General features: G+C 45.1%; 14 protein-coding genes. 11 read left to right on the forward strand and 3 right to left on the reverse strand.

From position 1 onward, the window contains the following. The 8 genes from U1I11_RS08980 to U1I11_RS09020 all read left to right on the forward strand — a co-directional run. Nucleotides 1-2,720, forward strand: a 2,720-nt coding sequence (locus U1I11_RS08980) for an RHS repeat domain-containing protein (RefSeq protein ID WP_322905760.1), incomplete at its 5' end; no start/stop codon positions are given. A gap of 5 nt (nucleotides 2,721-2,725) precedes the next feature. Further along, the gene (locus tag U1I11_RS08985) at nucleotides 2,726-3,118 is read left to right on the forward strand and encodes a DUF5071 domain-containing protein (RefSeq protein ID WP_322905761.1); all 393 of its coding nucleotides are present in this window, start codon (nucleotides 2,726-2,728) and stop codon (nucleotides 3,116-3,118) included. Between the two features lie 414 nt (nucleotides 3,119-3,532). Then, the gene (locus tag U1I11_RS08995) at nucleotides 3,533-4,582 is read left to right on the forward strand and encodes an RHS repeat domain-containing protein (protein ID WP_322905762.1); all 1,050 of its coding nucleotides are present in this window, start codon (nucleotides 3,533-3,535) and stop codon (nucleotides 4,580-4,582) included. After that, the gene (locus U1I11_RS09000; protein WP_322905763.1) at nucleotides 4,569-5,087 is read left to right on the forward strand and encodes a hypothetical protein; all 519 of its coding nucleotides are present in this window, start codon (nucleotides 4,569-4,571) and stop codon (nucleotides 5,085-5,087) included. Before U1I11_RS08995 ends, U1I11_RS09000 begins: the two co-directional genes overlap by 14 nt. A 607-nt stretch (nucleotides 5,088-5,694) precedes the next feature. Further along, nucleotides 5,695-8,139 (forward strand): RHS repeat domain-containing protein, encoded by a 2,445-nt coding sequence (locus U1I11_RS09005; RefSeq protein WP_322905764.1) that lies wholly within the window; start codon nucleotides 5,695-5,697, stop codon nucleotides 8,137-8,139. 985 nt (nucleotides 8,140-9,124) lie between these two features. Beyond that, complete coding sequence (locus U1I11_RS09010; RefSeq protein WP_322905765.1) at nucleotides 9,125-9,745, forward strand: hypothetical protein; 621 nt, start codon at nucleotides 9,125-9,127, stop codon at nucleotides 9,743-9,745. Between the two features lie 10 nt (nucleotides 9,746-9,755). Further along, nucleotides 9,756-10,109: a hypothetical protein gene (locus U1I11_RS09015; protein WP_322905766.1), complete on the forward strand. Its 354-nt coding sequence runs from the start codon at nucleotides 9,756-9,758 to the stop codon at nucleotides 10,107-10,109. Nucleotides 10,110-10,635: 526 nt separating this feature from the next. After that, nucleotides 10,636-11,934, forward strand: a complete 1,299-nt coding sequence (locus U1I11_RS09020) for a galactokinase (protein WP_322905767.1) — start codon at nucleotides 10,636-10,638, stop codon at nucleotides 11,932-11,934. Between the two features lie 349 nt (nucleotides 11,935-12,283). Here U1I11_RS09020 and U1I11_RS09025 read toward each other — a convergent pair whose 3' ends face one another. The 3 genes from U1I11_RS09025 to U1I11_RS09035 form a co-directional block, all read right to left on the reverse strand. After that, nucleotides 12,284-12,817, reverse strand: a complete 534-nt coding sequence (locus U1I11_RS09025) for an O-acetyl-ADP-ribose deacetylase (RefSeq protein WP_322906182.1) — start codon at nucleotides 12,815-12,817, stop codon at nucleotides 12,284-12,286. 588 nt (nucleotides 12,818-13,405) lie between these two features. Further along, nucleotides 13,406-14,380 (reverse strand): aldo/keto reductase family protein, encoded by a 975-nt coding sequence (locus U1I11_RS09030; protein WP_322906183.1) that lies wholly within the window; start codon nucleotides 14,378-14,380, stop codon nucleotides 13,406-13,408. Between the two features lie 105 nt (nucleotides 14,381-14,485). Then, complete coding sequence (locus tag U1I11_RS09035) at nucleotides 14,486-15,169, reverse strand: GbsR/MarR family transcriptional regulator (protein ID WP_322905768.1); 684 nt, start codon at nucleotides 15,167-15,169, stop codon at nucleotides 14,486-14,488. 210 nt (nucleotides 15,170-15,379) lie between these two features. Between U1I11_RS09035 and U1I11_RS09040 the strand changes: the two genes are divergently transcribed. The 3 genes from U1I11_RS09040 to U1I11_RS09050 all read left to right on the forward strand — a co-directional run bounded on the left by U1I11_RS09040 (nucleotide 15,380) and on the right by U1I11_RS09050 (nucleotide 19,033). Then, nucleotides 15,380-16,240, forward strand: coding sequence for a carbohydrate ABC transporter permease (locus U1I11_RS09040; protein WP_416235437.1), 861 nt, complete (start codon nucleotides 15,380-15,382; stop codon nucleotides 16,238-16,240). Beyond that, nucleotides 16,240-17,253 (forward strand): carbohydrate ABC transporter permease, encoded by a 1,014-nt coding sequence (locus tag U1I11_RS09045; protein ID WP_322905770.1) that lies wholly within the window; start codon nucleotides 16,240-16,242, stop codon nucleotides 17,251-17,253. Before U1I11_RS09040 ends, U1I11_RS09045 begins: the two co-directional genes overlap by 1 nt. A 472-nt stretch (nucleotides 17,254-17,725) precedes the next feature. Then, complete coding sequence (locus U1I11_RS09050; protein WP_322906184.1) at nucleotides 17,726-19,033, forward strand: ABC transporter substrate-binding protein; 1,308 nt, start codon at nucleotides 17,726-17,728, stop codon at nucleotides 19,031-19,033. The last annotated feature ends 67 nt before the right edge of the window (nucleotides 19,034-19,100 follow it).

Genomic DNA, 19,100 nt, shown 5'->3' on the forward strand with positions numbered 1-19,100 from the left:
TGCTCAACCGTCAAGCGACCTATTACGATGGACTCGGTTTCCTGCGTGTACTGGAAACGTACCCTGACACCAACGGCTGGACACGCTCGCAGGCGCACCCGGACGATCTGGGACGCATCGTGTATGTTGTCGATGCACTCGGCAACACCCAGACCGCCAGCTACGATGCCTGGGATCAGCAAACCGAATTCACCGATGCGGAAGGCAATCTGTCCATTACTAAGCCGTTACTGACGCAGCAGCAAACCCAACATTACACGATTGCAGCTGCCGACGTCGGTGCGTACCGTTCCAATCCCGACAACACCAGCATCCGCCTAAATCTGCTGGAACAATACTTTGACGCGTACGGTCACAAAACCAAAGTCATCGCCTACAAAGACGGCGCGTCAGGTCACAGCCAACCGATTCAAGAAAGCTACACGTACGATCTGGTGGGCAATGTGCTCTCATACACCGATCCAAACGGCACCCAAAACAGCCAAGGCGTCACGACCGCCTACACGTACGATGCATTGAACCGCCTCACTACGGTACAAGATGCACTCAACCAAACGAGCCGCTACACGTACGACGGAGGCGGCGGATTAACAAGTGTCATGCTGAGCAACCCCAGCGGCAAAAGCGAGACACTGTATACGAAAAACTATAACGAACAAGGCTTGCCCACCGATAAAATCGATCCGACGAACAACCGGACACAAACCAATTACAATGCCCGTGCACTGGCAGAAAAAGTAATCGATCGCAACGGAACAAGTGCAACCTATACGTATGACGAGCGAGGACAACAAACGAGTGCTTCCTTACAAGCGGCGAGCAATACTACGCTGACAACCGGCACGATGCAAACGAAAAGCATCTATGGTGCCGATGGCAATATCCTTACGGATCGCCATGAACTGTATATCAACGCTGCCAAAGTAGCGACCCAAACGAGTACAAGCGACAAACTGGATCGCATTACCAGCTTAATCTCCAATGCCACGGACTACGCCGCGCGTTTGGATGCTAGCTACGATGCCCTGAACCGGGTCATTTCTCAAACGGGTCAATTCAACAATGCGAGTCTATCCACCTTGTATCGCTATACGAAGTCGCGTCTGACACAGATTGGTGTAGGCAATCAAGCGACGGTAGACGATGTCGACTATACGTATACACCGCTCGGTCAAGTGCAGCGCATCACCTTCCCAGCGCTATCGGATGGCACCCAACTGCAAGAAACGATGACGTATGATGCGTTGAATCGTTTGACTCGTTTAAGCAATACAAAAGGCGATCATGTACTCTCGGCATACAGCTACCAGTACGACAACAAAGGCAACATCACCTCGGTCACCGAGCAAGGAAAAGACGGCAGTTCTCAAACGTCTACTTATCGCTATGACAAGCTTAATCGCCTGCTCGGTGTACAGCATGCCGATGGGACAGGGACACAATACAGCTACGATCTACGTGGCAATCGCCTAACGCAGAATGACACACGCAATCTGCCGAACGAAAAAGAAACCAGCTATCGCTATGATTTGCAAAACACACTCACTTCGGTGACGCGAGATAGCGTGAAAACAACGCTGAGCTATTTACCGGGTGGTCTGCGATGGAAGAAGATGAGCAACAATCAAGTGACCGAGTATAGCTACAACGGTGCGGGTCAGGTGATCGGTGACCAAAGGAGCGATGGCACGCAGTCGAGCTATGTGCGCGGCGATCGGGTACTGATGAAACGAGATCAGACCCATGGCAAAGACTACTACTACCTGTATAACGGACACGGCGATGTGGTGCAGATGGTGGGCACCGATGGCAGCGTGGTAAACAGCTACCAGTACGACGAATGGGGGAATGTAACCCAGCAGAACGAAACGGTTGCAAATGAGTTGAAGTATGCGGGCGAGACGTATGATGCGGAGACGGGATTGTACTATCTGAAGGCACGGTACTATGATCCCAATGTAGGGCGGTTTTTGAATGAGGATACGGTGGAAGGGCAGATCGATAATCCGCTGAGTATGAATGTGTATACGTATGTGTATAACAATCCTTTAATCTATGTAGATCGTACAGGCCATTGGTGTGAATCCACGAATGGAAAATATTCTCATTCTGGTGGTTGTTCGACTTCTAGTAATGGAGAAAGATATGTACCAGATCGATTATATTTATTCAATCCTACCATGTCTTATAAAAATTTAATTAGCATGTATAATCAACAAAAGAGCAATGCAGTAAGTAAATCGCAACAAGATAATTTGTCATGGATAAAAATTGAAAAAGAACAAGTGGCTTTACCAGCTAATTCAGCTGGTTCAGTCTTAAACATGATTGCTCAAGCTTTAGCAATTGCAGGTGTAATTGCTAGTTCAGAACAAGTTACAGCTAATACAGATGTTAATAATCATCAGACAAGTATTTATAGATATGGAAATGGCAATAATGTTAACTTGACTCCTCGACCTGTAAAAGATGCTACCGGGTTATCTTATTTCAATACTTGGAATGGGCAAAAGGCTACGATGACAACGATAGAAGCTGTAAATGCTACTGGTGTACTGGTTGCAAAATTAGATAACCCTACAACAGGACATGTTAGCATCATGGCTAAGGATCCTTACGAACATATACTTTGGATGGATTCAAGAGAAAATGCCGCTAATGAACCGTACTATTTAACCCAGATATTAAGTAATATATCTTTAAAATTAAAAGGGAAGTGAAATAAATGGATGCTATCGATTATATACCTCAAAGCAAAGATGATTTTAATAGTATTGAGCGATTACGTCAGTTAAGAAGTGAGCAAATAGTTCCTTTAATACCTCAACTTCTGGAATGGTTACAAGATCAAAATTGGCCAATTTATAACGATATAAAATCAATTTTAATACCTCAGCAACTCTTTTTAGTAAAGCCATTAAAACAAATTTTACATTCTAATGATTCTAGTTGGAAATATTTTATTCTGAGTGATTTTTTACCCTGTGTAGACGATGAGGTTTTAAGACAATTACAAGTTGAATTGCAGATGTTAGCATACTCTCCACTTAGTATTGAGGATAAACTGGAAGAAGTAGATGTTTGTGCTTTAGAACTTTTAAAAACAAGATTTGAGTGAGTTTGCAGTATTACGTATAAGTTAACAAAAGATACTGCTTCATAAACGGCCTTTTCCGGATTTATTTCTAGGAAAGGTCGTTTTGATGAATTTGGAGCGAGTTGTCTATAATGTTGGCTAAAATGAAACAATATTTTGATTAAGCTCAAATACAAAAAATACTATAAAACATAAATTTAACAATATACTTCTTGGCTCAATCGCCTGCTCGGTGTACAGCATGCCGATGGGACAGGGATACAATACAGCTACGATCTACGTGGCAATCGCCTAACGCAGAATGACACACGCAATCTGCCGAACGAAAAAGAAACCAGCTATCGCTATGATCTGCAAAACACACTCACTTCGGTGACGCGAGATAGCGTGAAAACAACGCTGAGCTATTTACCGGGTGGTCTGCGATGGAAGAAGATGAGCAACAATCAAGTGACCGAGTATAGCTACAACGGTGCGGGTCAGGTGATCGGTGACCAAAGGAGCGATGGCACGCAGTCGAGCTATGTGCGCGGCGATCGGGTACTGATGAAACGAGATCAGACCTATGGCAAAGACTACTACTACCTGTATAACGGACACGGCGATGTGGTGCAGATGGTGAGTACCGATGGCAGCGTGGTAAACAGTTACCAGTACGACGAATGGGGGAATGTAACCCAGCAGAACGAAACGGTTGCAAATGAGTTGAAGTATGCGGGCGAGACGTATGATGCGGAGACGGGATTGTACTATCTGAAGGCGAGGTATTATGATCCCAATGTAGGGCGGTTTTTGAATGAGGATACGGTGGAAGGGCAGATCGATAATCCGCTGAGTATGAATGTGTATACGTATGTAGAAAATGATCCTATCAATAAGATTGATCCAAGTGGTAACGAACCACAAAAGCCAAGTAGAGAATCACCATTTGGCGGTGCAATGCCTCCTTCTAATGGAAGCGGAAATAGAGGAACAGGCGGTAACGGTGGTGGCGGTGGTATCATTGGCGGAGCTGTTTTAACCACAATTGCTAAATTAGAATCTGTTATACGCACAAAGAAAATAGAATATGGTCAGTTTTTTGATAAACTAGGTAATAAGGTGACAGAAGTAATTAAAGGAAAAGAAAATTCAATTGATATTGGTCCATATCAAGGCATCGCAAAAGATAAAATTTTCACCCATAATCATCCTACAAATGGGCCTTTTAGTTTATCCGATATTTCAAAAGCGGTTGAATATGACATGGCTGAAATTAGAGCGGTATTGCCTAATGGTACTAACTTGAGTCTTAAACGTATAGGCGATAATTGGAAGATTTCTGGAGAAGAAATAGATAATGTGATCAGAAATGCAAAAGATGAATTAAGAAATGATCCAGATACTATTCAGTTGAAAAATGCAGGTAAGGTTGATGAAGTATGGGAAGTATTGATAAAACGCATAGCTTCTAAAGTAGGAGGGGAGTATCGTGTCGAAAAATAAAGAAGAAATTAGGAGGAAATGGCTTTTTGTAAATAAAGAAGAAGTGATGCCGGGAGTGATTTTAGATAATCTAACCTATGAGCAAATGATAGGTTGGATGGACACTACTTCTTATGAAAATGCTAGATATCGTATGAATAGTGAGGAAGTTGAGCATCTTATTATAGAGTTTGTAGAAATGATGTGGAGTGTAGAGCCGGATTATTACGAATTAAAAACCATACTGGAAGCAGAGTTTCAAAAAAAAATTGAGCCACAGGAGATTATAGTTGAATGTAATGTAAATCACAATACTATCAAGCTTTTAAAAAAAATTAGCATGCGATTAAATAAAACGGATAAACATATTCGAGTGCTCACTCTATATGTACGTAAGCAACCCAACTTAAGCGTTTTAGAGCAAAAATTGAATAACCTGTCTGAGGAGTTTGCTACAACAGATGAGGAAGATTCCATTTGCATCGAGTGGATAGGTAAGAAGGTGATTGTGAAAGTAGAGTGTTGAGCAATTCTGCTTTGAGTTTTTAAGAAGTTTAATCTACAAATCTTGATTGATATTTTGGAGGTAAGGGTCTTATACTACTTTAGATTCAGACCTTGAGGAGTTAATTTCCTCAAGGTCTATTTCTAGTCTTTTCCTAAATTATTAACCTACAAGAATCTGTTACTTTTCCTCGGGTATTTCTGCAAATAAAATTTCTTCAGCCTTTTCTTCATCTCCTCCGAAAAAAGAATCCCTTACGCTTCTCATTTATAAACGAACGTTACCACAATATTAAAAAACGATGTAAACTCCTGCTTCACTCATTTCCGATACTACCTTGCTTTACAAATGAGCTGTTCCAGTGTCTCCTACGGCATATGTTCTACTCATCCCAATACCAAATCTCCTTCTCCAATATAGCCTAAAACTTCCTCACTATAGCAAGCGATGGCTTACTTTTCTCATTCTCGATTAATCTGAGTGAATGGGTTGAAATCTGTATCCAAGTTGCCACTTCCCGAATCGTCATATGATTCTCTAACCGAGCTGTACCAGAGGCAACAACCATTCCGCTTAATGTGTAAAAGTTCAACCGTGTGGTCGCACATTTGTACATACAGTTTTTCTGGTGCCTCTGTGCACCGATACTCAAGTCTCCCGCTACCGTTCCAATCCCGACAACACCAGCATCCGCCTAAATCTGCTGGAACAATACTTTGACGCCTACGGTCACAAAACCAAAGTCATCGCCTACAAAGACGGCGCGTCAGGTCACAGCCAACCGATTCAAGAAAGCTACACGTACGATCTGGTGGGCAATGTGCTCTCATACACCGATCCAAACGGCACCCAAAACAGCCAAGGCGTCACGACCGCCTACACGTACGATGCATTGAACCGCCTCACTGCGGTACAAGATGCACTCAACCAAACGAGCCGCTACACGTACGACGGAGGCGGCGGATTAACAAGTGTCATGCTGAGCAACCCCAGCGGCAAAAGCGAGACACTGTATACGAAAAACTATAACGAACAAGGCTTGCCCACCGATAAAATCGATCCGACGAACAACCGCACCCAGATGAACTACACGGCTCGTGGTTTGACCGAAAAAATAGTAGATCGTAATGGCACGACCACAACATACACCTATGACGAACGCGGCGAGCGCACCAGCGCTTCCTTGAAAGCCGACGGTAGCAATGCCCTCATCACAGGCACATTACAAACGAAAAGTGTGTATGGTGCAGACGGCAACGTACTCACCGATCGCCACGAACTGTCTATCAACGCTGCCAAAGTAGCCACCCAGACGAGCACAAGCGATACATGGGATCGCATCACAAGTTTAGCATCCAGTGCCACCGACTATAGCGCACGCCTGGATGCCAACTATGATCCTTTAGATCGCGTTACCCGCCAAACGAATACGCTAAATGGCACCCGTTTGTCGATCAACTATGGCTATGAGAAGTCCCGGCTCACTTCCATCCAGACGAATGGTGCAGCCGATCGAACGAGTGCAGCTACCGCCAATGTGCGCTATGCGTACACCCCGCTCGGTCAGGTGCAGCAGATTACCTTCCCGACCTTGTCGGATGGCAGCACCCTGCAAGAGTCGATGACATATGATCTGCTGAACCGCTTAACTCGTGTGCGCAATATGAAAGGCGATGCCGTGCTATCGGCATACAACTACCAGTATGACAATAACGGTAATATCATTTCGGTCACCGAACAAATGAAAGACGGCAACTCCCAAACGTCAACCTACACCTATGACAAACTCAACCGACTGCACAGCGTCCAACGTGCCGATGGCACCGAAACCGAATACAGCTACGACCTGCGTGGCAACCGTCTGACCCAGCAAGATACGCGCGACTTGCCCGCTGACAAAGCGACGAATTACCGCTATGATCTAGATGATCGTCTGATTCGAGTCGGTACGAATACGACATCGACCACGATGCAGTACTTGCCCGATGGACTGCGTTACCAGAAAACGCAAGGCAATGCGATCACCCGCTACGGCTACGATCACTGGAATCGCATCACATCGACTCAACAAACCGATGGCACCACTTCCCAGTATGTGCGCGGTGACCGGGTACTAATGAAAAAAGACCTAACCCACAGCAAAGATTACGATTACCTATACAACGGACACGGCGACGTCGTGCAAATCGTCGGCACCGATGGCACGGTGCTGAACAGCTACCAGTACGACGAATGGGGCAACCTGACCCAGCAAAAAGAAGCGATTACGAACGAGTTCAAATATGCCGGCGAGCTGTACGATGCAGAAACCGGCTTATATTACCTGAAAGCCCGCTACTACGATCCAAAACAAGGACGTTTCCTAAACGAAGACAGCGATGAAGGGCAGATCGACAATCCACTGAGTATGAATGTGTATACGTATGGACATAACAATCCGCTGCGCTACACCGACCCTAGCGGGCATTCAGTCGAATCGGAGCCGAGCGAGGAGAAAACGGCAGAGGGAAGTTACAGTGGCGGTGCCAAAGGGGGAACTGGACAAGGTGGCGGAAATGGAAGTAGCGGTGCAAGAAGTAGCACTTCCTCTAACGAAAGTACCAAGACGCAAAAACAGGAAGTAGAAAAAAGCAACGTCGTTGCTGAATCGGATAGTGCGACGAATGCGAGTAAGTTGCAGGAAGAACAGTTGGAGATAAAGAAGTTTAAGGAGGGGACGGGTGAAACAGGATGGAGTATGCCTAAAGGTGGCGGTACAATTGGTGGGCGTAGATATTCCGAACATTCTTTAGAGAGGATGGCTCCTAATACCCCCGAAGTTAGAGCAGAATTGACAACAAGAGCAAATCAGAGAGCGGCTGAACAAGGATTGAGACCCGGAACTAAGGAGTACAACGACTTTATCAATAAACAGGTTGACCCACGAGGTATAACTCCTAGTGTTGTTGAAGATACTATTAAAAATGGAACTAAGACACCGGGCAACACACAAGGGACATCCGTATATCAGAGCGACCGAGTAAGAGTAGTCACTAATGCCAATGGCGATGTCATTACGGTTATTCCAAGATAGGAGGAGATTCATACGTTTATACAATATAGTGAATATGAGCTCTTAGAGTTATTTGAATCTGAACCTATTTCTATTTCTGATCATGAAGTAGGCATGTTCATTTACAGTAAAACTGATATTCAAGGACTGAAACTTGTGCTGACATTATCAGTTTATGAGCAGGAATGTTTAATCAGCCTTAATCACGAAAGTTACAGTGTCCCCATAATAAATTTAACACTAAAGGATGTAACCAAAATAAACAGAAATAATGACCAACTAAATATTCAATTTGAAAACGGTAAGAAATATCTTGATGTAATGTTCAAACCCAACTTTTCCTTTAGTAATCTGATGAATATATAGTAGGATGTCTCAAATTGATTTAAGGTGTGTTTATCTCGTAATCGCTTGATTATAAAAACAGGTGAGGCAATATTAAAACCGAGCTTTTACTTGAGACAATCTAATAGTGCCGTTGTCAACTTGCCCGTAGGAGATTTTTTCCTACGGTTTTTGTTGGGACAACGTAGTGTCGAGTGAACCAGTCATTCAACCCATACCATATATGCCCATTTAATACCCTTATAATGATTTCACCATTCCATTGTACGTACAACTAAGATTGAATTTTATCATCCCAATAATGGTAGTTCGTCACATTAAACAGGTCGATTATGGTCAGATATCACCATGATTGACCTGTTTTTGTCCCTTCGTTTTTTCATAAACTTTTGAAAATAGTCGCAATTCTACCAATAGACATCTTAAAAAGTAGAAGTATTTCCATGAACCAACAGTTTATGCCTATTTTATTAAGCTGGCAATAGCAGGTTTTAAAGATAGGATACTTCATCTATAAACTATTGTTACTCATATGGCAATATCCTATCGGTCATCGAATAAATGAAATACGGCACCTCCCAAACGTCCACCTCGTTTCCTAAACGAAGACAGTAATGAAGGGCAGATTGACAACCCACTGAGTATGAATGTGTACACGTATGTGCATAACAATCCGCTGCGCTACACCGACCCTAGCGGGCATTCAGTCGAATCGGAGCCGAGTGAGAAAGCCACCGCAGAGGGAAGTTTCAGTGGCGGTGCCAAAGGGGGAACTGGACAAGGTGGCGGAAGTGGTAAAGGCGGAGGTCGAGGCAGTGGCGGTGGTAAAGGTGGTGGAGACGGCAGAAGTGGCACCTCCTCCAACCGCAGCAGTAAGATAGAGAAACAGGAAATAGAGAAAAGTGATGTCGTTACTGAATCGGACAGTGCAACGAATGCGAGTAAGTTGCAGGAAGAACAGTTGGAAACGAAGAAATTTAAAGAGGGGACGGATAATACTGTAGGGAAGTTTGCGGGCGAAATAAGTGCTGAAAATATACCTAATATGTCAAAGCAAGAAATCTTGGATAGCTTGCCGAAGGATTGGAAGTATACTGAAAACAATGGTTTTGTTCACGTTAGAGATGCTGATGGAAACATTCGAATGAGAATCGATCCACCTGATAAGGTCACAAAGTATGATCACGTTCATTTGTTTGATGAAAAGGGAAATCCAATTGATTTAAATCTGAATGTTGTTGACAGAAAAAGCCCTGATGCTCATATCCCCTATAAAAAGTGAGGTGATGAATATGAATGCTAAACAAACTCTATCTGAAATTGAGGCACTGCACTATTGGGATGCTAGAGTATTAAAGTTTGATTCAAGTTTTTTTGGTGATGAAATAACACTTGTATTTGAGGACACAGAGTTCAATGTCAAATTGTGCTTTATTGGGTGTTCTAGTTTTTCCTTTTTTACAAGTGCCGATGATAGGGTGAAACCTTTAAGAAATCTGACTAGACCACAAATCCCTTACTTTCTTCAAGATATCGAAATAACAGATGTTCAGAGCGAAAATCATAATTTACTAAAATGCAAAATATTAATGCCTCCTCTTAATGTACAAATAGTTTGCACTTCAATTTCAACTGAACAGATATAGTAGGCTAACCTTGATCGGCTTTATGCCTTTCAAGGTTTCTCTTTTATGCACAAATCATGGTGATAACTCTAACCTTGAAATGCAAGCAGGAACATTATTTTTCACTCATGTAGAGTCAGTCATTCCAGATTGAACTGAAACTTCATAAAATGAAGCATTATGATGTGAAGTCTGTAAAGTTTGGTTATGAACCTGCCACTGATGATACTTGCTTGATTAAATTTAAAGATGGTATAAGTATAATTCAAATTAAAAACCTTGTTTATCGTTTGTAGTTTTTCTTTTACCTTAATGGAATTCATCCTTTAAGGTTTGTTTTGGCTTGAGTGGGACTATCGACTGCCCAATGAACCTATTATGGAACGATCAAACATCATCATCTTCGCCTATTTTCCCCTACAAAACTTCAAATCCTGCCACAAATCTTCGCATTTTACCCTTTTCCAAACGTCTCCTTAGCAGATATGATAAAATGGAGACGGTATTAACTAAAGCGTATACATAAACGCTGGCAGGAGGAACGAGGATGAGTGTGAACACGACGCAAGTGGCAAATTATTTGCAACTTACTGAAGTACAGCAGCTGTTGGAGCGTTTGTATGGAGCGGAGGAGCTAGGTGAGCAGACGGCGCGCTATGAAAAATTGATTGCGCGTTTTGCCGAGCATTTTGGACAGCAGGAGGTGCAGTTGTTTAGCGCGTCCGGGCGGGTGGAGATTGGTGGGAACCATACCGATCATAACCGTGGTAAGGTGCTGGCAGGCAGTATTCATTTGGATACGATTGCGGCGGCAGCTGCGGTGGAGCAGCAGGAGATTGTATTTTTCTCGGAAGGGTATACCGGGGAGTTTCGTGTGCAATTGGACGATCTGTCTACTGGTGAAGGTGAAAACGCTACCGTATTGCTCGTGAAAGGCATTGTTGCAGGTTTGCAGGCGCAAGGCTATGCGACTGGCGGTTTTCATGCGTACATTAGTACGAATGTGCTGTCGGCATCTGGGCTAAGTTCATCGGCTTCGTTTGAAATGCTGATCGGTTCGATTTTGAATACGCTTTACAATGATGGTAAGCTCGACGCAGTAACGATTTCCAAAATTGGACGATATGCGGAAAATCGCTATTGGAACAAACCATCCGGTTTGCTTGATCAGATGTCGTGTGCGTATGGCGGGCTGGTAGCGATTGATTTTGCCGATCCGCAGCAACCAGCGATTGAGGCGGTATCGTATGATTTTTATACAAAAGGGTATTCGCTGCTGATCGTTAGCACGGGTGGCAATCATGCCGATTTGACCGATGATTATGCGAGCGTACCAAACGAAATGTTTGCGGTGGCAAAGCAGCTTGGTGGCGAAGTGTGCCGCGATATTACGTTAGCGCAAATTTATGCCAATCTGCCGGCATTGCGAGCGGAAGCAGGCGATCGTGCCGTGTTGCGGGCGATGCATTTCTTGCAGGAAAATGATCGTGTCGATCGTCAGGTGGCGGCGCTGCGTGCGGATGATATGAACAGTTTCCTCGGTTTGCTGACCGCTTCCGGCAATTCGTCCTGGAAATGGTTGCAAAACTGCTACCGTGATGCAGATCATCATGATCAGAGTATGGCGGTGGCGCTGGCGATTACGGAAGTGTTCCTGCAAAGTATAGGGGATGGCGCTTGTCGTTTGCACGGCGGCGGGTTTGCCGGTGTCATTTTGGCGGCGGTACCGAATGAGCATGCTGCGGCTTATGAGCAGCTTGTTGCCGATACGCTCGGTACGTCGGTATTCCGGGTACGCATTCGTGAGCATGGTGCATTTTGTTTGCATGATTTGCTTGGAAAATAGAAATACATGCAATAGTTATCGTTTCCACATATGATGTACGATGATAACAGGTTTTGGCGTAATGGAAACGGTATACAATGGCACAGCAATGATATGTAATAAGATACATTGACGTTAGTAATGATACGTGGCGACAATAGCAGCAAACAGGCTGTCCATCTATAGGAGAGCCTGTTTGCTTATGTCGGCATATTGCCAATGATTGTTGTTACAGGCTGGAGCGTTTGTTTTTTTCATTGGTGTGAGGTGCATTTCATACAACAATGAGCCTACATGATTTCAAATACGTACTTCTTCATTGTGGCTGAGCAGCTATTCACCGTTTGGCATTATTATTTATTGATATTGCTCAATCGCTTGCCTGCATATGCTCCAACTGCTGTTCATACAGCTTCAAATTATCCTCATCAAAGCAGACAAACCGAATCTGTGTCAGCGAACCGTTGCCAGTTTGCGCATATTGCCCGATGACGTTTACGGCGATCTCGGCAGCTTGCGGTTTAGGATAACCGTAGATGCCGGTGCTAATATTCGGAAAGGAGATACTTTTTAAATGATGCTCATCCGCCAGTTGCAAACAGTGTGCATAACAGTTGCGCAACAAATCCGCTTCCCGTTGCTTGCCGCCATTCCAGACCGGGCCAACCGTATGAATGACATGCTGTGCCGGCAAATTGCCTGCCGTCGTCATTACCGCTTCACCCGTCGGACAACCGCCTTGACGTTCGCGAATACGATCGCAATCTTGCAAAATAGCCGCGCCACCTGCGCGATGAATCGCACCGTCTACACCACCTCCGCCGAGCAAGCTGGAATTGGCAGCATTAACGATTGCATCCACCTGTTCATGTGTAATATCTCCCTGTACTGCTTCAATCGTAATTCCGTTGATGACGATGTTCATCATTTGCTCTCCTTTCGCTCACATAAAGGATGACGGATTGATGAAAGTATGCTGATGGACAAATAACAGATAAGCGGATGGTTAGGGGGGGGCTCTCTTTATGAAATGGGTCTGTGGGGAGTTCGTCCCCTTATGCCATACTGTAGTCGGTGCTGCACCATTACTTCAGTATGCGCATAGAACATAGTAGCTTGACCGAGATTAATGTAAGTGTTGAAGCTGGATCAAGCACTTATTGATAAGGAATTTAGTACGCAATCAAAGTTGAAATTTAACTTGGTCAAGATAGTAGTAGTCTGTCTCAAATAGAAATTGTGTTTGAACGTACCTTAACCGATTCATCATCAAGCAATGATTAGATCGACAAACTGTAAATGTATTTGAGACAAACTAGTAGTTTGCGTACACGCCCTAGTACTCTGACCGAGATTAATTTAAGTGTTGACGCTGGAACAAGCTATTATTTATCAGGATTCCAGTGCATGGTCAAAATTAACATTTAACTTGGTCAAGGTGCTAGTTTTAAGTTTGAACATTTTTCTAGACAGCTCGTATGTGACTCGGCAATTACCGCATCGGTGCAAAATCGCTAATCTTGTCCATCATACCGTCGATCCGCTGTAGTGTTTCTTCATTCAATGTTATATTTACCGCTGCTACATTTTCATGAATCTGCTGTGGTTTGCTGGCACCGATAATGGCGGAGCTGACGCCGGGTTGACGGAGTACCCAAGCGAGTGCGAGCTGGGACAGTGTCATATCAATACTTGCTGCCAGATCGTTTAATTCAGCGACGACGCCTAGTACATCATCACGGAAGTAGCTGCGAATAACGTGATTCACCGAATCGTTGGCGGCGCGTGTGTCGGCGGCTGGAGCTTGACCAGGTTTGTATTTGCCGGTTAATACGCCTTGCGCGAGCGGGGAGAATACGACCTGACCTAACCCGTATTGCTGCGATACCGGCAACACTTCCTGCTCGATGTATCGTTCGAACAAATTGTAGATCGGCTGGTTTGCCGCCAGTGGACGCAGACGTAATCGTTCGCTAATGGCAGCAGCTTCGGTAATTTGTGTTGCCGACCATTCGCTGACAGCAGCGTACAATATTTTGCCTTGTGCGGTCAGATCGTCGAGCGCCCGCAGCGTTTCTTCAGTTGGTGTCTGTGCATCAAAGCGATGGCAGAAATAAATATCGATATAATCGGTGCCGAGGCGCTTTAGACTCGCTTCGCATTGCTCCATAATATGTTTGCGTGACAATCCGCGATCATTTGGGCCATCGCCCATCGGGAAAAATACTTTGGTGCTCAGCACATAACTGGAACGCTCATAACCGGATAGCGCTGCACCGATCGCTTTTTCGCCTTCACCACGATTGTAAGCGTTTGCGGTATCAAAAAAATTAATACCCGTTTCAAAAGCGGTACGAATGCACAGATCGGCTGCCTCTTGTTCAGCGGCTGTACCGTATGTTAGCCAGCTGCCTAGCGAAATTTCACTCACTTTCAGACCGGTATTGCCCAAATTACGGTATTTCATCAATATGCACACTCCTTCATATGTAGATGGATCGGGCGACGATTGTAGATCAGCCGCCTTAGCCATCATCCGTCAAAAGATTCGATTCGTCAACTGTCGAAATGTCTATTGTGACGACTGCGGTGCGATTTGGAAATACGCGCCCGCCTGTAATTGATCGACAAAATGTTGCAACCAGACATAATATTGCTGCGCATGTTGCAATTTATGCAAATCACGCAAACCAATTTCCCGTTCTGCCGCAGACGTATCCTGGGCAACAATCATTTGTGAAAGCTGCGGAATTACCTGTTCCAGACTGGAAGTCATCACATCGATTTCACGCTGCAAACGGCTACCGAAAAAGTTTTGAAACGTTTTAAAATAGTCGGTTTCCGCTTGATACTGGTCGCGCCGGTCACGCTTTTCATCCAGCTTCGTAATCATACGCGATTGCACAAGCGAACGAACGGCATAGCTCATATTGCTTTTACTCATATTCATATGGTCTTTCATTTCTTCCAATGTCATCGGGCGATCTTCAAAATACATAATCCCATACAATTCGCCAAATGAATGATTGACTCCGTACAAATCCATCGTCCGTGCAATCGCATCGATCACTTCTGCCCGTAATTGTTGATGATGAGGCGATACAGACGTTTGGTCTGTCGATGCTGCCGCATCATCTGTATGAGTAGGAGCGGCTTGATTTGGCACATGAGCTTTGTTCGCTGTAGAAGTTTCGTTTGGCTCGTGAGCGATAGATAGCGACATGGGCTGCGTTACATTTTTTTCCTTTTCCACCATAACACCTCGTATATGATCGGAATATGCTAGCAGTAGCATGTAATTTTTACATGATTCATCGTTAGTTTAACATTATTTTGACTCAAAGTTCTATAAACGAGTGTACAATAATTTTTGTACAGAAGCATGATAAGCGGCTGAAATAAATACTTATGTCATACTGTTCAATCAAAAATGGATACAGGAGTGAATAAAGTGAAATTGAAATGGATGCGGGAGGGCGAGGCGCTGGCGTTCACCTTGCCGGCGGTCATTCCGCTGTTGCTGTTTTGGCTTGGACCGCTAGTCTACATCGTTTATTTAAGCTTCACCGACTGGGATTTTATGAGTCCGGATAAGGAATTTGTCGGCTGGGGCAATTACACGTACTTGCTCGGTAATCCTGATTTTTATCAGGCACTGCGTGTGACGCTGTTGTTCGGAATCGGCAGTGTGATCCCGACTATGGTTGGCGGTCTGCTGCTCGCTTTGCTGCTGAACAGCAAGCTGCGTGGTTCCAGCATTTACCGTGCGCTTATTTTCTCACCGTGGATTACACCGACCGTTGCCGTCTCGATCGTCTGGTCATGGATTTTTCAGCCGGATGTCGGTTATGCCAATTATGTGCTGAAGCTGATCGGCATAACCGGCATTGGCTGGTTGCAAGATTCGCATTGGGCACTAGTCGCAGTGTTAATCGTGACGCTCTGGAAATCGATTGGGTGGGCGATGATCTTTTATTTGGTAGCGCTGCGCAATTTGCCTAGTGATCTGCTGGAAGCTGCTGCGATTGACGGGGCAGGGGCATGGAGCAAGTTCCGTCATATTACGGTGCCGCTCATTTCGCCAACGACCTTTTTTCTCGCCGTCATTTTGACGATTCAATCATTGCAAGCATATGACCAGATTAACGTCATGACGCAAGGTGGTCCAGCAGGATCGACGCGTACGTTGCTGTATATGTACTATCAGGCGGCATTTGAAGCATTTGATGTCGGACAGGCGTCGGCAGTGGCGGTACTGTTAATTATATTGTGTGTACTGCTGTCGGCAGGCTCATTTTGGCTAGGAAGAAAGATGGTGCATTATTGATGAATAGGAGCAAAAACGATCGAACCAAAGCGCCAAACGGTGTCGCAACGTCTGCTATCATGTATAGCTCAGTACAAGGACAGCCTGTACCGACAACTGGTGTAAGCGACGGTAAACAGATCGTATCTGCGCAGCAACGGTTGGACAGCCGTCCACACCGACGTAAGCAGCTTGGCGTGACCGCAATCACGAGCCGTATTGTTCGTTATGCGGTACTCACGTTGATTGCGCTAGTGATGGCATTTCCGTTTTACTGGATGATGATGAGCGGGTTGAAAACGAATGACGAAATTTTCCGTATGCCACCTACGTTGTGGCCGGAGCATATGCGGTGGAACAATTATGTAGACGCTTGGCATGCCGCACCGTTTGCCCGCTATATGCTAAACAGTATGTTTGTCGGGGCGGCGATTGCGCTGCTGCAAGTCATTAACTCAGCGATGATGGCGTATGCGCTCACCCATATGCGGTTCCGACTAAAAGGTTTGTTTACCGGCGTTGTGTTGCTCGGTTATATGATTCCGAGTACTGCCGTTTATTTGCCCAGCTATCTTGTACTAAGTAAGCTGCATTTGCTTGATTCGTATAGTGGGCTGATTTTGTCCAACTGTGTGAGTGTATTTTCGATTTTCTTAATTCGGCAAGCGTTTCTGCAAATTTCACATGAGCTGGTGGAAGCAGGGCAGCTAGATGGAGCGTCTCATTTCCGCATTTTGTGGACGATGCTCGTACCGCTCGCCAGACCGACATTTGCGGTTATGATTCTGATTACGTTTATTGAGCAGTATAACAACTATTTTTGGCCAATGCTCATTACGAAAAGTCCAGAGCTGCAACTTGTCTCCGCCGGATTGCGTAGTTTTTTCGTGGAAGGAGGAGCCTATGGACTGAAATGGGCACAGATTATGGCGGCTAGCGCCTTTACGATTGCACCGCTGCTCGTATTGTTTCTGTTTACTCAGAAGACGATTATGCAAAGTGTAAATATGTCGGCAGGAGTGAACAAAAATTAACGTTTGCTGTGCTATTCAAGATGCAGATCGTTAGCTTGCCAACATACGGAAATGGCAATTGAGCTTATTATCCGTGTTTGAAGCGATTCTACGTAGGCGATGTTGCAAGCTCAGAAGCTGTCTGTGAAGTGAGCTTTGTACATGTCCATACTGCTGCTGGACAGTATAAGACATAATGATATTCCTATTTAAACAACCGCAATGACGTTCATCTCATCGCCAGCTATGTTATCCCAACAAAGAGCAAGGTAGAGACAGGCAACAGCATACATTAATAAAAAATATTCGGCAGACGATAAAGTCTGACTATCATCCCTTTATACAGGAGAGGATCAATCATATGAATCTGTTCAGTATGTGGAAAAATAAAATCTCTAAACAACCGATTATCGCTATTAAAAGTTTGGATGAGCAATCTGTACAAACGCAAAGTGCGCGCAAATGGGGCTGGAAATCAGGTCTGTCACTAGTCATGCTGTCGACATTCCTGCTGACGACAGCGTGTGGTACGCCATCCAGTGGCAGCACGCCGGTAGCGGCAAGTGGAAGCAATGCCGAAGCATCAACGACCGCTTCCAATGGTCCGGTACAAATCGAGTTCTGGTACGGTCTGGGCGGCAAATTGGGCGATAATATGAAAAAGATGATCGACGACTTCAACGCATCACAAAAAGACGTAATCGTCAAAGGGGTTGTGCAAGCCGACTACGACGAAACGACCCAGAAGCTGCAAGCAGCGATTGCGGCTGGTCAAGTGCCTGCCGCTGTGCTTAGCTCCAATGTAGAATGGGCGAAAAAAGGCTATTACGCACCACTTGATCAGTTCATTGCGGCGGATAAAGATTTTAATAAAGACGATTTCGTACAAACGTTCCTGCAACAAGGACAAGTGGATGGCAAACAATATTTTCTGCCGATGTACGGAACGACACAGGTGATGTACTACCGTAAAGATGCATTAAAAGCAGCTAACATCGACCCAGCAAGCTTAACTACATGGGAAGCATTGTCCGCAGCAGCAGCCAAAATGACTCGCAAATCCGGCGGCAAAACGACATTTTACGGTTGGGAACCGATGTGGGGTGCGGACAATATGATCGATGCCGTACTGAGCAAAGGCGGCAACATCTTAAGCGCAGACGGCAAAACGGTGACGATCGATACACCGGCATGGACAAGCACATGGGAATCGTTCCGCAAATGGATTCATGACGATGGCATTATGACGATCCACTCCGGCGGTCAAGGCTGGGAATACTGGTACAAAACGATCGATGATGTGATGAAAAATAAAGCGGCAGGCTATACCGGCTCCAGCGGTGACCAAGGCGATCTGGACTTTAACATCGTCGGTGCGATGCAGCAGCCGGGCTGGCAAGGTGTCGGTCAAGGCAAACCGGTAGCGAACGCGATTATGGCAGGCATTCCGGCACAGGCTAGTCCAGAGCAACAACAGGCGGCATTTAAATGGTTGACGTATTTCTCCAAAGCGTCTAATACAGCACAATGGTCGATGAATACAGGCTATATTGCGGTGCGTCAATCCGCACTGCAAGATGCGAAATTCAAAGCATTTAGCGCCACCCATCCACAGATCGAAATACCATTGAAACAAGCATCTCATGCGTCGCCTCCGTTCCAAGACCCAACTGGTGGCAAAATTACGGATGCGCTGAAAGTGGCAGCAGATCAGGTACAAATCAACAACGTGCCAGCAGCACAGGCACTTGCCGAAGCACAGCAAAAAGCGCAGCAAGAACTGGACCGCGTAAATCGCTAAACATGTAACTATTAGGCTGACCAGCTTACATTCAGTATCTGATTCACTCCATCTGCTGAAAGATACA

This window comes from Paenibacillus campi (assembly GCF_034659835.1).
GTDB classification, from domain to species: Bacteria; Bacillota; Bacilli; order Paenibacillales; family Paenibacillaceae; genus Saccharibacillus; species Saccharibacillus campi.

Coding starts and splice junctions, on each gene's coding strand:
- U1I11_RS08985 (WP_322905761.1), top strand. CDS start 2,726: ATGGATGCTATCGATTATATACCTCAAAGCAAAGATGATTTTAATAGT.
- U1I11_RS08995 (WP_322905762.1), top strand. CDS start 3,533: ATGAGCAACAATCAAGTGACCGAGTATAGCTACAACGGTGCGGGTCAG.
- U1I11_RS09015 (WP_322905766.1), top strand. CDS start 9,756: ATGAATGCTAAACAAACTCTATCTGAAATTGAGGCACTGCACTATTGG.
- U1I11_RS09020 (WP_322905767.1), top strand. CDS start 10,636: ATGAGTGTGAACACGACGCAAGTGGCAAATTATTTGCAACTTACTGAA.
- U1I11_RS09030 (WP_322906183.1), bottom strand. CDS start 14,380: ATGAAATACCGTAATTTGGGCAATACCGGTCTGAAAGTGAGTGAAATT.
- U1I11_RS09035 (WP_322905768.1), bottom strand. CDS start 15,169: ATGGTGGAAAAGGAAAAAAATGTAACGCAGCCCATGTCGCTATCTATC.
- U1I11_RS09040 (WP_416235437.1), top strand. CDS start 15,380: ATGCGGGAGGGCGAGGCGCTGGCGTTCACCTTGCCGGCGGTCATTCCG.
- U1I11_RS09045 (WP_322905770.1), top strand. CDS start 16,240: ATGAATAGGAGCAAAAACGATCGAACCAAAGCGCCAAACGGTGTCGCA.
- U1I11_RS09050 (WP_322906184.1), top strand. CDS start 17,726: ATGCTGTCGACATTCCTGCTGACGACAGCGTGTGGTACGCCATCCAGT.